At 40.6% G+C, this 16,216-nt stretch carries 16 protein-coding genes and 1 tRNA gene; 12 read left to right on the top strand and 5 right to left on the bottom strand.

The window, feature by feature from the left end; all coding sequences use genetic code 11:
- The 5 genes from OXU73_02740 to obgE form a co-directional block, all read left to right on the top strand.
- The coding region (locus OXU73_02740; protein ID MDD9868221.1) for a peptidoglycan-binding protein at positions 1–1,858 on the top strand (1,858 nt) is incomplete at its 5' end.
- Between the two features lie 237 nt (positions 1,859–2,095).
- Positions 2,096–2,332 (top strand): hypothetical protein, encoded by a 237-nt coding sequence (locus OXU73_02735; GenBank protein MDD9868220.1) that lies wholly within the window; start codon positions 2,096–2,098, stop codon positions 2,330–2,332.
- Positions 2,333–2,442: 110 nt separating this feature from the next.
- Positions 2,443–4,770, top strand: coding sequence for a preprotein translocase subunit SecA (secA, locus tag OXU73_02730; GenBank protein ID MDD9868219.1), 2,328 nt, complete (start codon positions 2,443–2,445; stop codon positions 4,768–4,770).
- A 12-nt stretch (positions 4,771–4,782) separates the two neighbouring features.
- Positions 4,783–5,664: an MYG1 family protein gene (locus OXU73_02725; protein ID MDD9868218.1), complete on the top strand. Its 882-nt coding sequence runs from the start codon at positions 4,783–4,785 to the stop codon at positions 5,662–5,664.
- Between the two features lie 3 nt (positions 5,665–5,667).
- Complete coding sequence (obgE, locus tag OXU73_02720) at positions 5,668–6,639, top strand: GTPase ObgE (protein MDD9868217.1); 972 nt, start codon at positions 5,668–5,670, stop codon at positions 6,637–6,639.
- Here obgE and OXU73_02715 read toward each other — a convergent pair whose 3' ends face one another.
- Positions 6,640–7,494 (bottom strand): CAP domain-containing protein, encoded by an 855-nt coding sequence (locus OXU73_02715; GenBank protein ID MDD9868216.1) that lies wholly within the window; start codon positions 7,492–7,494, stop codon positions 6,640–6,642.
- Positions 7,495–7,553: 59 nt separating this feature from the next.
- On the opposite strand from OXU73_02715, the gene gatB reads away from it, so the two are divergent.
- The 6 genes from gatB to OXU73_02685 all read left to right on the top strand — a co-directional run bounded on the left by gatB (position 7,554) and on the right by OXU73_02685 (position 13,161).
- The gene (gene gatB, locus OXU73_02710) at positions 7,554–8,963 is read left to right on the top strand and encodes an Asp-tRNA(Asn)/Glu-tRNA(Gln) amidotransferase subunit GatB (GenBank protein ID MDD9868215.1); all 1,410 of its coding nucleotides are present in this window, start codon (positions 7,554–7,556) and stop codon (positions 8,961–8,963) included.
- 35 nt (positions 8,964–8,998) lie between these two features.
- A complete protein-coding gene (locus tag OXU73_02705) occupies positions 8,999–10,030 on the top strand; it encodes a type I glyceraldehyde-3-phosphate dehydrogenase (protein MDD9868214.1) in 1,032 nt (343 codons plus the stop codon).
- Between the two features lies 1 nt (position 10,031).
- A complete protein-coding gene (locus OXU73_02700) occupies positions 10,032–10,466 on the top strand; it encodes an RpiB/LacA/LacB family sugar-phosphate isomerase (GenBank protein ID MDD9868213.1) in 435 nt (144 codons plus the stop codon).
- Entirely contained in the window at positions 10,463–11,146 is a 684-nt protein-coding gene (locus OXU73_02695; GenBank protein ID MDD9868212.1) for a tryptophan synthase subunit alpha, read from the top strand. Before OXU73_02700 ends, OXU73_02695 begins: the two co-directional genes overlap by 4 nt.
- A gap of 131 nt (positions 11,147–11,277) precedes the next feature.
- Positions 11,278–12,171, top strand: a complete 894-nt coding sequence (locus OXU73_02690; protein MDD9868211.1) for a transketolase — start codon at positions 11,278–11,280, stop codon at positions 12,169–12,171.
- Positions 12,172–12,177: 6 nt separating this feature from the next.
- The gene (locus OXU73_02685) at positions 12,178–13,161 is read left to right on the top strand and encodes a transketolase family protein (GenBank protein MDD9868210.1); all 984 of its coding nucleotides are present in this window, start codon (positions 12,178–12,180) and stop codon (positions 13,159–13,161) included.
- On the opposite strand, the gene OXU73_02680 is transcribed toward OXU73_02685, so the two are convergent.
- From OXU73_02680 to msrA, 4 genes are read right to left on the bottom strand one after another with little or no spacing between them, the layout of a single operon-like run.
- Complete coding sequence (locus tag OXU73_02680) at positions 13,162–13,917, bottom strand: ion channel (protein ID MDD9868209.1); 756 nt, start codon at positions 13,915–13,917, stop codon at positions 13,162–13,164.
- Positions 13,914–14,906 (bottom strand): carbohydrate kinase family protein, encoded by a 993-nt coding sequence (locus OXU73_02675; protein MDD9868208.1) that lies wholly within the window; start codon positions 14,904–14,906, stop codon positions 13,914–13,916. The genes OXU73_02680 and OXU73_02675 overlap by 4 nt, the downstream gene beginning before the upstream one ends.
- Position 14,907: 1 nt before the next feature.
- Positions 14,908–15,318, bottom strand: a complete 411-nt coding sequence (gene msrB / locus OXU73_02670; protein MDD9868207.1) for a peptide-methionine (R)-S-oxide reductase MsrB — start codon at positions 15,316–15,318, stop codon at positions 14,908–14,910.
- Positions 15,319–15,328: 10 nt separating this feature from the next.
- Positions 15,329–15,778 carry a peptide-methionine (S)-S-oxide reductase MsrA gene (msrA, locus tag OXU73_02665; protein MDD9868206.1) on the bottom strand — a complete coding sequence of 150 codons (450 nt, stop codon included), beginning with the start codon at positions 15,776–15,778 and terminating at the stop codon, positions 15,329–15,331.
- A 61-nt stretch (positions 15,779–15,839) separates the two neighbouring features.
- Between msrA and OXU73_02660 the strand changes: the two genes are divergently transcribed.
- A tRNA-Ser gene (locus OXU73_02660) sits at positions 15,840–15,926 on the top strand.
- Positions 15,927–16,216 lie beyond the last annotated feature (290 nt).

Raw genomic sequence — 16,216 nt, 5'->3', positions numbered from 1 at the left:
AGGACAGATAGCGTACGCTCTTACATTTGAAACGGCAAATCAACTGGGAACAGCAAGTGCAGACAAAACATACAATATAAAAGCAAGAGCGACAAAGGATGGGCGAGATAGCTCTCTCTCAGCGACAAGGACTATGATAATAGACTTAAAACCACCGACAGCACCAGCGGGGGTATTTAAAGGAGGACAGAATGCAGGGGACAAACTCACACTAGAATTAACATTTAGTGAAGAAGTGCATATGTCGGTAGCACCGACTATAACGGATGTTTCAAATCCGATAATAGCAATAGCACCAACAGCAGGGGCAGCAAAAAGGACAGTAGGTGGCAAAACATACTCTACAAAATGGAGCATAGACTATACACTTCCTGACAATCCTACTCTGCCAATAAGATTTAATATAACTTCTTATGAAGACCTATTGGGAAACAGTGGTTCTACAACAATTTCTTCTGGTGGTAATAAAAGAGGAGGGGCTGGTCCCGTAGATTCAAGTCAGCAGGTGATAACTGCGCCGTCAAGGTCATCTGGAGGCAGAGGCGGAGGCGGGGGTGGAGGTGGAGGTGGTGGAAGAAGTAATTTTGGAAGAGTTCGTGCTCCATCAACAACACCAACCAATCAACAAGACTACAGCATCGTAAGAGGTCAGGGTATTGAAGCTCCATATGCAGATGAAGATGGCTCAATAGATCCGAGGAGTGTTGAGAATAACAGGCAGGTTCTTTTGAATAGGTTGGCATACTTTCGGGGCTTATTAAATGAATTAACAATCCAGTTGGCAGCAAGACAGCAACAAAGGTCTTTAGCGGCACGAGGTGTAACTCCAAGAGAATCAGCAGACACAATGCCAGTAGTGGCTGGATCTCCAGAGCCAGAGATTGTTCAGACATCGCAGGGGTTACCACCTACACCTGATTCTGTTGTTCCTAGTTCTAACATCCCCCTTACCACTCCTACTCGTCCGCAATCTTCACCTGCTCGCACTGCAACCCCACCTGATTCAATGATGCAAACACCTCCTGCTCGCACTGCAACTCAAACTCCTGCTCGCACCACAACAACGCAAACTCCTACACGCACCACAAGAGAGGTCAGCACGGCACCAACTGTTCAAATTCCAAATAGACCAATTCCTATTGGATACCTTGAGACTTTGCAAAAGAGCATAGATAAAACAACAGAGACAACAACAGCAACCAGAACAACTTTTTTACGAAGGGGTTCAGAGGGAAGTGGTGTAAAAACATTGCAACAAAATCTAAACGCACTGGGCTACAGGGTCTCTCATTTTGGTGGCGAAGATGGATATTTTGGTCCAGAGGTTGAGAAGGCATTATTAAATTTCCAGCGAGCAAATGGACTGAGAGCAAATGGGATATATGATGTCGCTACACAAAAAGCACTCACAGAGCGGGTGAAAGAAATAACGGTTGAAAAACCAAAAGAAGAAGAAAAGAAAAAGCCAGAAGTTGTAACACCTCCTTTAAGGAGAGGATCAGAAGGAAGTGGTGTAAAAACATTGCAACAAAATCTGAATGTGTTGGGCTACAGGGTTTCTGAGTTTGGTTATGAGAAGGATTATTTTGGTCCAAATGTTGAGAATGCATTGCAGAGATTCCAAGAGGATAATGGCTTGGGTGCAAGTGGTGTGTACAACGAGAAGACAAAAAAATTACTGACCGAGCAGGCAAAAGCACAGATTGAAGCATGGAAAAGACAGTTACAGCAACAGCAAAATCAACAACAGCAGCAACCACAACGACAGCAATCTTTTGAAGTACGACCAGCATGTGGAGTTGGACGGCAATCAGCAGACCAAATGCAGTCGGGACCGATGGTAATACCAACATGCTAATAGGTTAAAAACTATTGTATTATAAGTTTTATTTGTCTATTTTAGATAATTTTTTTAATTTGATATCAAAAAATATTAAAAAATAATTTTTAATTGCAAAAATTATATAAAATAGTTTTCCACACAAGATATTAAGATATACAAATATATTTATTATTTTTAATTCATAATTAAATTATTAGACAACAGTCCACAGGTCAGATTGTTGCCGTAACATTAAAATATAAAAAATTTATAATGAAAAGACGAAGAACTGCCAAAAAGGCAACAAAGAAAACTTCAAGACGACGCAAGGCAACAAAGAAAACAGTAAAGAGAACTTCACGAAGACGCAAAGCAACAAAGAAAACTGCTAAGAAAACTTCAAGAAGGCGCAAGACCACAAAGAAAGCGGTAAAGAGAACTTCAAGAAGACGCAAAGCAACAAAGAAAACTGCTAAGAAATCAACACGAAGAAGGAGATCTCGCCGATAAGTTTTATACTTTTCTGCAGAAAGATAATCGCTCCCACAGAGGAGCGATTATTTTTGGGGTAGGGATATATTTACTTGCAGGGTTTAGTGTGAAAATGATAAACTGATAAAATGGGATTTTTAGATAAAATATTTGGAGGTGCCTCAAAATCATCCGTTTCTTCAATGAAGGGTATTGTTGAAAAAGTCAACAATCTTGAGGATGGTTATAGGGGTATTAAAAAAGAAGATGCTCGGACAAAAATAAAAGAGTTCAAGGAATTTCTGAAAAAAGGGGGTAATGTTGATGATATATTGCCTAATGTTTTTGCTTTGGTCCGTGAAGCATCAAGGCAGACACTTAACCAAAGACATTTTGATGTTCAGCTAATGGGTGGTATAGCACTACATAAATCATCCATCGCAGAAATGAGAACGGGTGAGGGTAAAACACTTGTTGCAACTCTTGCCGTTACCCTTAAAGCACTTTTCCAAAAGGGGGTTCATTTGATTACGGTGAACGATTATCTTGCAAGGCGTGATGCGGTGTGGATGGGGCAGATATATTCTTTTCTTGGTCTTTCTGTTGGGGTTATAAATGATAGGGAGTCCTACCTATATGATGAGGGTCATTATGAGAAGGACAAGACAAGAGATACTGTCGGTTCTTTCAAGGTGGTCTATGACTTTCTTCGCCCTGTTTCACGCCGTGATGCATATATGGCGGACATAACATACGGAACAAATAACCAATTCGCCTTTGATTACCTCAGAGACAATATCGCATATACAAAAGAGGATGTGTGTCAGCGAGGTTTCTTTTGCGCTGTTGTGGATGAGATTGACTCAATACTGATAGACGAAGCGAGGAGCCCTCTTATAATATCCACACCTGCACCTGAAGGGGCATCATTTTACGCGACTTTTGCAAAACTTGCCCGCTCTTTCAATGAGGGCGAGGACTATGAAATAGATGAAAAGGTCCGTGCCGTGTCAATGACCCCTAAGGGAATTGAAAAAGCAGAAAAGGCGCTTGGTTTTGATAATTTGTACTCAGAGGGTGGCGCTGCCCATGTTCATCATTTAGAAAACGCGCTCAGAGCAAAGGCGTTGTTTATAAAAGATAAGGAATATGTTGTGAGGAGTGGTTCCGCGATAATAGTAGATGAATTTACTGGTCGTTTGCAGCCGGGTAGAAGGTGGTCAGACGGGCTTCACCAAGCAATTGAGGCAAAAGAAGGTCTTTCTGTTCAGAAAGAGACAAGGACTTTTGCTTCAATAACATTTCAGAATTACTTTAGGATGTATGAAAATTTGTCAGGGATGACGGGAACGGCAACGCAATCCTCTGAGGAGTTTTATAAAGTTTATGGGCTTGAAGTCGTGTCTATCCCCACACACAGACCTGTCGCAAGGAAGGACTATCCAGATGCTGTTTATAAAAATGAGGAAAGCAAGATGAACGCAATTGTAAAAGAGGTGGGAGAGTTGAACAAAAGGGGGCAACCAGTTCTCATAGGAACGACATCAATAGAGAAAAACGAAATGTTGAGTTCTTTTTTGTCAAAAGCAAAAATACAGCATAAAGTTTTGAACGCAAAGAATCACGAGGAGGAAGGTGAGATAATCGCGCAAGCGGGCAGGAAGGGTGCGGTAACCATAGCGACCAACCTTGCAGGTCGTGGGGTAGATATAAAACTTGGCGGTAATCCCGTGAAAGAACAAGAGTGTCAGGAGGTCAAAGATTTAGGCGGTCTTTTTGTTATTGGAACCGAAAGACACGAGGCAAGAAGGATTGACGATCAGTTGAGAGGTCGAACCGGAAGGCAAGGGGACAAAGGGGCGAGCAGGTTTTTTGTCTCCCTTGATGACTCTCTTATGCGTATTTTTGGCGGTGAGAGGGTTCAAAAAATAGTAAACAAACTTTCACTACCTGATGACCTTCCTATTGAAAGCGGTATATTAAGCCGCTCAATTGAGGGCGCTCAGAGAAAAATAGAAGGGCATTACTTTGATGCGAGGCGGAATGTCCTTCAGTATGACCAAGTCCTTGATAAACACAGAAATGATGTCTATGAAAACAGGCGGATGGTTTTATACGGACAAGAAAAAGAGGTGGAAGATTGGGTGGAGAGGCATAAACAATTTGCGCCAGAGATTGTTACAAACATTGAAGCAAAGAAGGAAGAGTTGAAAGAAAATTCTTTGTCTGATGTGTTAAAGGGCATCATATTGCGCGCTATTGATTTCTCGTGGATAGAACACCTTGAGGCGATGGAACGTGCAAGAAGTAGTGTGAGTCTTCGCTCTTATGGACAAAGAGAGCCAATCGTGGAATATAAGCAGGAAGCGGCAGATTTGTTTAAGTCATTTGAAAAAATTATAGCAACGAGGGTCGCAAACGCAATTACAAAAATACAAAAGAAGGAAGAGCCGCAGGAAGAGGGTGATAAAAAATAGTATTATATAAATATGAAAACGCTTATAACCCACGGCTCCAAGTTTCACCCCGACGAAGTGTTTGGGACAGCAGCGATTAGGATAGTAGAAGGTGGCGATATAAACATAATAAGAACAAGAGATCCAAAACTTTTTGATCAAGCGGATTATCTGCTTGATGTCGGTGGCGTTTACGACCCTGAAAAAAACAGATTTGACCATCACCAAGAGGGCGGTGCGGGCAAAAGACAAAGTGGAATACCTTACGCGACTTTTGGCTTGGTGTGGCTTAAATTTGGTGAAATAATTGCTGGTTCTAAAAAAAATGCAGAAGCGATAGACAGGAAGATGGTCTCTTTTGTAGATTCTCGTGATTGTGGCGTTTCGGTGGCGATCCCTAAAAGAGATGATGTGTCTATTTACACCATTGATGAGGTCATAGATTCTTTCAATCTAAACATAGACGAAGAAGGCAAGAATGTAGATGACATGTTTTTGAAAGCAGTTGACCTTGCAGAAGTTTTGATAAACAGGGAAGTCCTACGACAAAAAACGCGAGAAAAAACAGAGCCCACGGTAAGAGAGGCATTTGAGAATAGAGAGCATAAAAATATAGTCCTGTTCCATTGCAGATGTCCGTATAAAGAAATTCTTCGTGAATACAAGGATGTTCTTTATGCCGTGTTTGGTGATAGTGAAGGTCATTGGGTTGTGGTCGCCGCGAGAGATTTTGATTCAAACGATATGTATGCCGTTAAAAAACCATTTCCTAAAGAGTGGAGAGGCAAAAGAGGAAAAGAGCTTGAGCAAGTAACAGGTGTTGAAGGTTCTATTTTCTGTCATAATAATGGGTTTTTGTCGGTGGCAAAGACATGCGATGGGGCACTTGCATTAGCAAAAATTTCTCTTGAATGATATATGCTTGTTGATGAACTCACTGTATCGGTAAAAGCTGGAGATGGTGGTAACGGTATCGTCCATTGGCTCCGAGCAAAATTTGTTCCAAAAGGCGGACCAGATGGCGGTGACGGTGGGGATGGTGGAAATGTGTATTTCAGAGCAGTGAGAGATATAGGGATACTTTCGCGATACTCCAAAAACCAGATTTTTAAGGCAGACAGCGGTGAGAACGGACAAGGAGCAAAGAAGAAAGGAAAAGATGGTGCAGACATTATTATTGATGTCCCTGCAGGTTCTGTTCTTAAAAATATGGATACAAGCGAGGTTTTTGATTTGGATAAAGAGGGTAAAAAAGTTCTTATCGCGTCTGGCGGCAAAGGCGGTCTTGGTAACGATCATTTTAAGAGTTCAAGAAACACAACACCAAAAACTGCAACCCCTGGTGAGAAAGGGCAAGAATATAAAATTTTTATAGAGCTCAGATTGATTGCCCACATAGGTTTGATAGGGTTTCCAAACGCAGGAAAGAGCACACTGCTTAATTTAATTACAAACGCAAACGCAAAAATTGGTGATTATCCGTTTACAACCCTTGAGCCAAATCTTGGCGTGTATCATGGCTTTGTAATTGCCGACATCCCCGGCATCATTGAAGACGCATCAGACGGAAAAGGTCTTGGTATAAAATTCCTTCGTCATATTTCAAGAGCCCTAACAGTCGTGCATTTAATATCTACTGAAAATGATGACATACTTGAGAAATATAACTCAATAAGAAAAGAAATGGGGCAATACTCGGAAGAATTACTTAAAAAACCAGAGATAATTCTTATTACCAAAACGGATTTAGTGTCAGACGACAAAGTCAAATCCGCAGTAAAACTGCTCTCACAGACAGGGAAGGAAGTTGTCCCTGTAAGCGCCTATGACGATAATTCTCTGAAAATCGCTGGCGAGGCGATGGCAAAAGTAGCGGAAAAAGCAATATAATTAATCAGCGTATACTATAACGCAGACAGTTTTGTATTGGGAGTTGTGGCTTGTGCAGTGCGCTCCAGCCCGTCCAAAGTTTGTACTCATTATATTGTCCCTATGGCCCCTGTTTGTTACTCCGTCATCAACCATTAGATTTATAATCACCTCTTTTGGATTGTTTGCTCCGTAAGATATATTTTCTCCAACCGCCTTCCAAGTTGTGTATTTTGAAACCCTTTGCGATATGCTACTTCCACCACTTCCCGTGTGGCTTAACTGTCCGCTCGCACCTATATCTTTTGCGTGGTCTCTTGCTGCTTTTTCAAGGTTTGCGTCATAGACAAGCGCCTTTCTTGGCTGTGCTTTTGCGAGATAGTCCAATAAAATTTGTGTTGCCGTTTTTCCTTCTATAAGTAATAATCTGAGATTTGATTCTTTTTGTATATACCATTGCCCCCCATCCTGTTTTATAGAATTGTGGTAGGGCATTATCCTTGAACTTAAATATTTGCTTGGAGTTGTCCTTGCGATATTCATTTCCGCGAGAAGTTGCATCTCTTGACTTCCTGTAGATGCAGGCGCTTTCTTTTTCTTACTTGTCTTGTCTGCTGACCCTTCTCTTACTTCCTCTTTCTGTTTTTCAACCACTCGCTCTTTTCTCTCCTCTTTCTTTTCCTCTCTTGTTACTTCTTTCTCCTCCTCAACCTCTTCTTCCTCAACCGATTGCTCGGACTCTTCATCTGGTCGCTCAGTTTCTTCTACAACAGTTTGGTCTGTCACCTGACTTGTGTCTGGCTGGATAACCAAATAAGAAGCATAAACAACAACTATCGCAAGAATAAACAATATCGCTATGGTTGTGCCTTTCATTGCTCTCTATTATATACGGTCTATGACAAATAATCAATTTATGTGATAGAATTATTAAAATGTCATATAAACCTACGATAGGACTTGAAATACACGCAGAACTTGGGACCAACTCTAAGCTTTTTTGTGGTTGTGCCAATGATTCCGAAGAGGAAGAGCCAAATGTCAATATATGTCCTATATGCATGGCGCATCCTGGAACTCTGCCCACTCTAAACAAAGAGGCAGTAAAAAAAATAATATTGATAGGTCTTGCGCTTAATGGAAAAATCGCAAGAGAAACAAATTTTGATAGGAAACATTATTTTTATCCCGATATACCAAAGGGGTATCAGATAAGTCAATATGACGATCCGCTTGTTTCTGGCGGTGAATTGGCAGGGGTTAAAATAACTCGCATTCATCTTGAGGAAGATACGGCGCGTTCAAATCATGAATTACTTGTGGGATCAACCCTTGTTGACTTTAACCGTGCAGGTGTTCCGCTTATGGAACTTGTCACAGAGCCGGTAATTCACAATGCAGAGAAGGCTCTTGAATTTGCAAAAGAACTTCAGTTATTATTAAAAACACTTGGCGTATCAAACGCAAGGATGGAGCAGGGAGAAATGCGCGTTGAAGCCAACATATCAATATCAAAATCTGACAAACTTGGCGGTAAGGTGGAGGTTAAAAATCTTAATTCTTTCAAGTCGCTTGTTCGGGCTATAGAGTTTGAGATAAAAAGACAGGAAGAGTGTTTGGAGAGGGGAGAGGCAATACCGCAGGAGACACGAGGATGGAACGAGAACACAGAGAAAACTTTTTCACAGAGAACAAAGGAAAGCGCAGTTGAATACAGATACATCCCCGACCCCGACCTCACGCAGTTAATGGTATATGAGGATGACGAACTTAATCCCGACAGTTTGCTTAAAACACTACCAGAATTGCCGACAAAAAAGAGGGAGAGGTATTTGGGCTTTGGTTTGAGTGAAAAAGAAGTGGGCGTGTTGGTGGAAAACGCGTATATATCAGAACTTTTTGACAGCACGATATCTAACTTTATTGATGACAAAAAAAAGATAAAGTTCACTGCCAATTATCTTTTGTCAGACATAATGTCATATTACAAAAAGAACTCGGAATTAAAGATAACATCTGAGAGTCTTGCAGAACTTGTGAATATGATTGCTGATGGAAAGATATCTTCAAGGGGTGCGAAAGATACCATTGCTGTTTTGGTTGTGTCGGGGGGTGGTGCGCTTGAGGTGGCAGAGAGCCGTGGTTTTCTTCAGGAGTCTGATATGTCAAAACTTGGAGAATTGGTATCAAAAATAATAAATGACAATCCAAAAGTAGTCGCAGAGTATAGGGAGGAGGGGAAAGAATCGGTCTTACAATTTTTTGTCGGACAGGCGATGAAGGAGACAAAGGGAAGCGCTAACCCACAAATTCTGCAAAAACTCTTCAAAGAAAAACTTGGGTAATTTATGTATTATAATATTTTATAGAAGTAATTTTTATGTCAAAACCAAAGGTAGCACTGAACGGATTTGGAAGAATAGGGAGGGCATTCCTACAGCTTGCCCTTCGCGATGATTCTTTTGATGTTGTTGTCATAAATGACTTGATGCCTATTGAAAACTCAGAATACCTTTTCAAATACGACACGGCTCACGGCATTGATTCAAGTGTTTCTGTGAGTCCCGATGGAAAAAATCTTTTGTTTGATAATCGCGCTATTAAATATATATCTGAAAGAAACCCCGACAACCTGCCGTGGTCTGACTTGGGGGTAGAGGTGGTGGTAGAGACAACAGGCGTTTTTACATCTTACGAAAAATCAATGGTGCATCTCAAGGCAGGTGCAAAAAAGGTGGTAATATCTGCCCCTGTAAAAGACAAACCACAGGGCGGAATAAAAGGTGCAACGGCACTTGTAGGAATTAATGACAGGGTGATAAACAAGTGCGACATAACCTCAAACGCTTCCTGCACCACAAATGCATCTGCGATACCGCTTAAAGTTCTTAATGACGAAATAGGGGTGGAAAAAGCTATATTAAACACAATTCATTCATACACATCTTCACAAAATATAGTGGATGGTCAGACAAGGAAGGGAAAAAATCTTAGGCTTGGCAGGGCAGGGGCGCAGAATATGATACCCTCAACAACTGGCGCAGCAGTCGCAACCACAAAAGTCTTAACTGAGCTTGAGGGCAAGTTTGACGGTGTTTCAATAAGAGTTCCTGTTGTTCTTGGCTCAATAGTGGATATAACATTTTTATCAAAAAGGTCGACGAGCGTGGAAGAAGTAAATGATATTTTTAGAAGTGCAGCCGACAATCCGATATATGAAAAGTTTTTTGCAGTTGCCGAAGACCCAATAGTTTCTTCTGATATGATTGGCTGTCCGTTTGCTGCTGTTGCAGATTTGCATTCAACAAGAGTTGTAGATGGAAATCTTGTAAAGGTCTTTGTTTGGTATGACAATGAGACGGGTTACTCATCCACACTACTCGCACACACAAAAAGGGCATTAGGTATTTAATATGAAAATTTTGATTGCTTCAGATCACGCGGGCTTTGAGATGAAAGAATCACTTTCTGCTTTTCTTAAAGAGAAAAAATATGAGGTTGAAGATCTTGGACCATTTTCTTTTGATGAAACCGACGACTATCCAGATTTTATAAACCCATTAGCAAAAGAGATATCAGAAAATGGGGGCGTGGGGATAATCATTGGTGGCTCGGGGCAGGGAGAGGCGATAGCTGCGAATCGCTTTACAAATGTTCGCGCGATTGTCTACAACACCAACAACTCCGAAATAATAAAGTTTGGAAGGGAACACAACGATGCAAATATATTATCAATAGGCGCAAGGTTTGTATCAATAGAAGACGCAAAGACCGCCACAGTTTCTTTTTTAACAACGCCGTTTTCAGATGATGAGAGGCATAAAAGACGGATATCAAAACTACAATGATAAAACCCGCAGTAATACCAAAAACACTTGATGACATTTTGAAAGTGCAGGACAAAGCACGAAATGAAGTTGATTGTTTTCAGATTGATATAGTTGATGGTGTTTATGCATCTCCAAAGTCATGGCCTTTTACTTCTTTGATAGGTGATGTGAAAGACATAAGACCAATGATGAATGTTCCTTTTGAAGTGGACATGATGGTAGAGAATCCGATAAAAGAAATAAATTTTTGGTCTGTCATGGGTGCAAAACGACTCATAATTCACTACGGCTCTTTTAACGGAAAACCCGACAATGAGATTATTACCTGTATAAAGGAAATAAAAGAAAGTAAATGTGAAGTGTATGTTGCGTTCACAATCAATGACGATTTGTCATCAGTGAGTGTGTCGTCTTTGGATGTGGATGGCGTTCAGTGTATGGGCATCTCGCGGATAGGGGTTCAGGGCGAACCTTTCAACATACAGGCACTTGATTTGATAAAAGCAATCAGAGACAAAAACCCCGATTTGCCTATAAGCGTTGATGGAGGTATTAGTGTTGAAAATGTATGCTCGGTTATTAAAGCAGGGGCATCTTCGGTTGTTTCTGGGTCTGCACTTTTGAAAGGAGAAAAAGATTTCAAGGAAAATATACAAAAATTCAGAGAAGTTATCAGCAGTTGTGTATATAATAAATAATGATACTTGATGAAATGTTTCGGCATTAAGTCAGGTATCGAAAATTTGTTCCTTTTTCTTTCCTCCGCACAGAGCCCCACTCGGGGCTCTGTGCCTTTGAGTAGCGACAATTTTGTTGTAAAATATAATAAATGGTTCATTTAAATGACAATAGAATAAAAGAGTTAGAAAAAAAAGCGGGAGAGATTCGCATTTCAATAATAGAGTCCCTAATATCCGCAGGCTCTGGTCATACCGCAGGTCCTCTTGGTATGGCAGACATATTCACACTGCTTTATTTTGAAGTTCTGAAACATAACCCTAAAAAACCTTTCTGGGAAGATCGTGACAGACTTGTTCTTTCAAACGGGCACATTTGTCCAGTCCTTTACGCGACTATGGCGCACGCCAACTACTTCCCACTAAGCGAGCTTAAAACATTGCGCTCACTTGGATCACGCCTACAAGGACACCCACATAGAGAATTTTTGCCTGGAATTGAAACAAGCTCTGGACCACTTGGCTCTGGCTTATCTCAGGCAGTAGGCATGGCTCTTGCAGAAAGATTGGACAACAAACAGTCAAACAAATATTTTTATTGTCTTATGGGCGACGGTGAACTTAATTGCGGACAGATATGGGAAGCAGTGATGCTTGCAGGAAAAGAAAAGTTATACAACCTAATCAGCATAGTTGATAGAAATGGAATACAGATAGATGGCTTTACCAAAGATGTAATGCCACTTGAACCACTGATGGATAAATTCAAATCATTTAATTGGCACACCATTGAAGTCGACGGACACAACATATCAGCCATTTATGAAGCGATAGGCGAGGCACAGTCAGTGTACGGACAACCATCAGTTATCATTGCACACACAATTCCAGGAAAAGGCGTCCCAGAATTTGAAAGAGATTTTCGCTGGCATGGCGCACCACCAGGCAAAGGACCAGAAGATGTTGTTCCAAAAGGAGAACAGGGAACACTTGCGCTTAACACTTTGCGTTCTTTGAAAGGAAAAATAAAAGGTGAAAATGAATAATTTATTATGATTGAAAACTCTGCAAAATTAAATCCATATATATTTGAAAAAGATGTTGAGTCCGTTCCCATCCGTCAAGGATATGGAGAAGGTCTTCTTGAAGCAGGCAAAAAAGATAAACGAGTTGTCGCGCTGTGTGCCGACCTAACTGACTCCACAAAGACCTCAATATTTAGAAAAGAATTTCCTGATAGATTTTTTCAGATGGGGATAGGAGAACAGTCAATGGCATCAGTCGCTTCTGGCATGGCGGCTATGGGAAAAGTGCCGTTTTTCGCCTCCTACGCCATGTTTTCTCCTGGTAGGAATTGGGAGCAAATAAGGACAACCATATGCTATAACAACGCAAATGCGAAGATAGTTGGGGCACATGCCGGTATTTCCGTTGGTCCAGATGGCGGAACACATCAAGCAATAGAAGATATCGCGATAACAAGAGTTATACCAAGGATGACCGTTCTTGTTCCTGCAGATTCCGTAGAGGCGAAAAAAGCGACCATCGCGGCAGCAGAAATGGAAGGACCTGTTTATATACGACTTGCACGAGAAGCAACGCCAGTAGTAACTACTGAAAATACGCCATTTGAAATAGGCAAAGCAAATGTTTTGTGGCGAGATAAAAATCCAAAGGTGGCTCTTATCGTATGCGGATCATTAACCCATAACGCAATGCTTGCAGCAAAGGAATTAAATGGCAGAGGGACACCAGTCATCGTTGTAAATAATCACACAATAAAACCGCTTGATGAAAAAATACTTTCATATGCACAAGAATGTGGAAGGGTTGTCACCATTGAAGAACACCAATGTGCAGGTGGAATGGGAAGTTCAATCTGTGAATTTTTATCAGAAAACAGACCAATGCCTATAGTTCGCGTTGGGATAAAAGACAAGTTTGGTCAAAGCGGAAAACCAACAGAATTATTGGAACACTACAACCTTGGAGTGAGCGGGATACTCTCAGCAGTTGAAAAAGTTCTCGCGATATAATCAAGTCCGACCCTCAGTTTTTATATTCACTATCGCGCCACAGTGTTTGCAATGGACCGCATCAGAATCGTGTAGCAAAAGTCCGCACTGCTTACACCTGTAATGAACCTTGTTTCTGATAATTATGCTACTTGCAAACCTTAGGAAGAGAGTTATACCGAGTAACATAATCAGAACAGAAATCAATCTTCCAACCTCATCAACAGGCGTTATATCCCCATAACCAGTTGTTGATATCGTTGTTACCGTGAAATAAAGCGCATCTGTATAATTATTTATGTTTGGGTTTCTGTCCGCCTGAATCGCATACACAACACCAGTTACCAATATTATGAATATTACAAGTTGTAGCAAGCTCAAAAAGAATTTTTTGTATTTTTGATACCAATAAAATCTATTTGATACACTCTTTATTTTTCTATATGTAGAAATAGTTTTTAGACTTCTCAAAAAGCGCAAAGCCCTTATAAAACCAAGATTATTTGCTGGAGTTATAAAGGAAACTATAAGTATAAGTTCAAGTATTGAAATAGGGTCAAAAAAGTAACCAACCCTATCCTCATCTGCGACAAGACCTATTACATATTCAACGATGAAAATTATACCAAGAACCACAGCAATAGGGTATAAATTTGATTCTGTAAACGACTCATATATAAAATAAACAATCGCAAACAAATCCACAGCCAACGCAAAAATCTGATACCTATAATTATTAAGTATGGACTGCGCTTTTTCTTTATATGTTTTACTCATATAATGCTTATATTGTAATCGCTTGGAGCATTCTTAAGCAGTTGTTCTATGTTTTCTTTTGTCAATAAACCCTCTCTTGCTCCTATATGCTGAACAACAGACATAGAATTTATAGGCGCTCTCATAATAGCTTCTTGAATAGTATGCCCAAGAGCAAGATAAGAAGTAAATGTAGAAGAGAAAGAATCACCAGCACCTGTCCTTTCAACAGGCGGTTTAGGGTCAGGGTAGGGCGGCATGTGTATAAAATCATTACCATCATGAACATAAGCACCCTGTATCCCATCCGTTATAACTGCGATCTTTGGACCTCTTTTATGCATCTCTCTCAGTATTGTTTTGATATCCTCCCTCTTTTCCATTTTAAGAATACGCATCGCCTCTTCAACATTACAAAAGAAAACTTCCGTGTGTTCGTAAATCCCTTGGAGAGCATCATAACCAAGTGATATCTGAAAAGTCCCTGGCTGAAAAGCAAGTTTCACCTCAGGATTTTCAGAAAGATAATTCACTATCTCCTTGTGGAAGACAAGAGAATTCTCTGCAAGCGAACTCAGATATATAAACTTCGGTGGCTCAAAAGAGGGAAGAGAATAATCAAAATGCTCATGCTTTATTAAAATTGTCCGCTCCGCGCCAAAAGAAAGAACATAATGATAATTTGTTACCTTCTCTTTATGTATCTCTACCAAACTGGTATCCACATTTTCATTATTCAACGCATCAATACACACCCGACCGTTTTTATCATCACCCACATTCGTCAAAATCGCACTTTTCAGACCAAGACGCCTTGCAGAAAAAGACGCATTCACACTATTCCCAACAGCAGGAACCTCAACAGCCCTCTCAAAAGGTATTTTGTCACCCCACCTCATAGATATCGTGCAACTTTCTTTATCCATCCCACAATTCACCTCCGCATCCTGCAACAATATAAATGCATCTGTTGTTATATCTCCTATTCCTATAAAATCAAATTTTTCCATATTATTTTTCTTTAAAATTAAGCGACACGCCGTTTATACAATACCTTTTTTGAGTCGGCTCTGGTCCATCATTAAAAACATGACCCAAATGTGATCCACATTTATTACAATGAACCTCCGTCCTCCTCATAAAGAGAGAATTATCTTCCTGCTCACCAACACTCTCTTTACTCATTCTGTCATAAAAACTTGGCCAACCAGTCCCCGAGTCAAACTTTGTTTCTGAACTAAAAAGAGGCTCACCACACACCGAACAATTATACATACCATCCTCTTTGTTACCATTCAGCGTGCTTGAAAAGGGAGGCTCCGTGCCATGCTTTCTTGTAACCCTGTATTGCTCATCCGTCAAAGTCTTTTGGTATTCCTCATCACTCCTTTCTTTTGGAAATTTTTTGTTTATCTCACTCATACTTTTATTTTTATTGCGTCTTCTTTAAAATATATTTCTGATGATAATCTTCAGCAGGGTAGAACATCGCCGCTTCAGTTATCTCAGTCACAACAGGCATCTTCGCAGCTTCCACATCTCGCAACTCCTCCGCTATTTTTTTCTGCTCTTCCGTTGTGTAGAAAATAGCAGAGCGATACTGTGTTCCAAAATCAGGACCCTGCCTATCCTTTTGTGTAGGATCATGTATATCCCAAAAATGTCTCACAAGATCTTTGTAAGAAATTTTTTCTGGGTCAAACACAACCTCAACCGCCTCCGCGTGATTTGTCTCTCCAGAACACACATCCTCATAAGTTGGGTTTTCCGTGTCTCCACCTATATACCCAACTTTTGTTTCGCTGACACCTTCAAGTTTTCTAAAAGATTCTTCAACACCCCAAAAACAACCTGCTGCAAAAACTGCTCTTTCTTTATTCATAAGTTTAATAATATCATATTTTCATTTGTAATAACGCTTAATAACACATATACTGGAATTTGGAGAGATGCCAGAGTGGTTGATTGGGACGCTCTCGAAAAGCGTTGTGCGAGCAATCGCACCGTGGGTTCGAATCCCACTCTCTCCGCATACAAAATAAAAGATAGCTTCGGCTATCTTTTATTTTGTATATGAGTGGGGCTCGAACGAGCCCGTTAGGGCTATAGGTTCGGTGCTTTTTTCTTAGCGAATGAAATGAGCTTAGAAAACAGTTTCACTTGCTTTGCAAGTGAAAAATCCCACTCTCTCCGCATAGGGTATAAGTCCGACCGCAACGAGCCTGCGAGTTGCGTCAAGCGAGTGGCGAAGCCACGAGCGATAATGAATAGAAGCGAGTGAAACGAGCGAGCCCGTTAGGGCTATAGGTTCGGTGCTTTT

Source organism: Candidatus Campbellbacteria bacterium, assembly GCA_028817035.1.
GTDB lineage: Bacteria > Patescibacteriota > Minisyncoccia > Phycocordibacterales > JABAAK01 > JAPPQH01.
The sequence above is the reverse complement of the archived record's forward strand: the minus strand, read 5'-3'. Positions and strand labels throughout refer to the sequence as shown.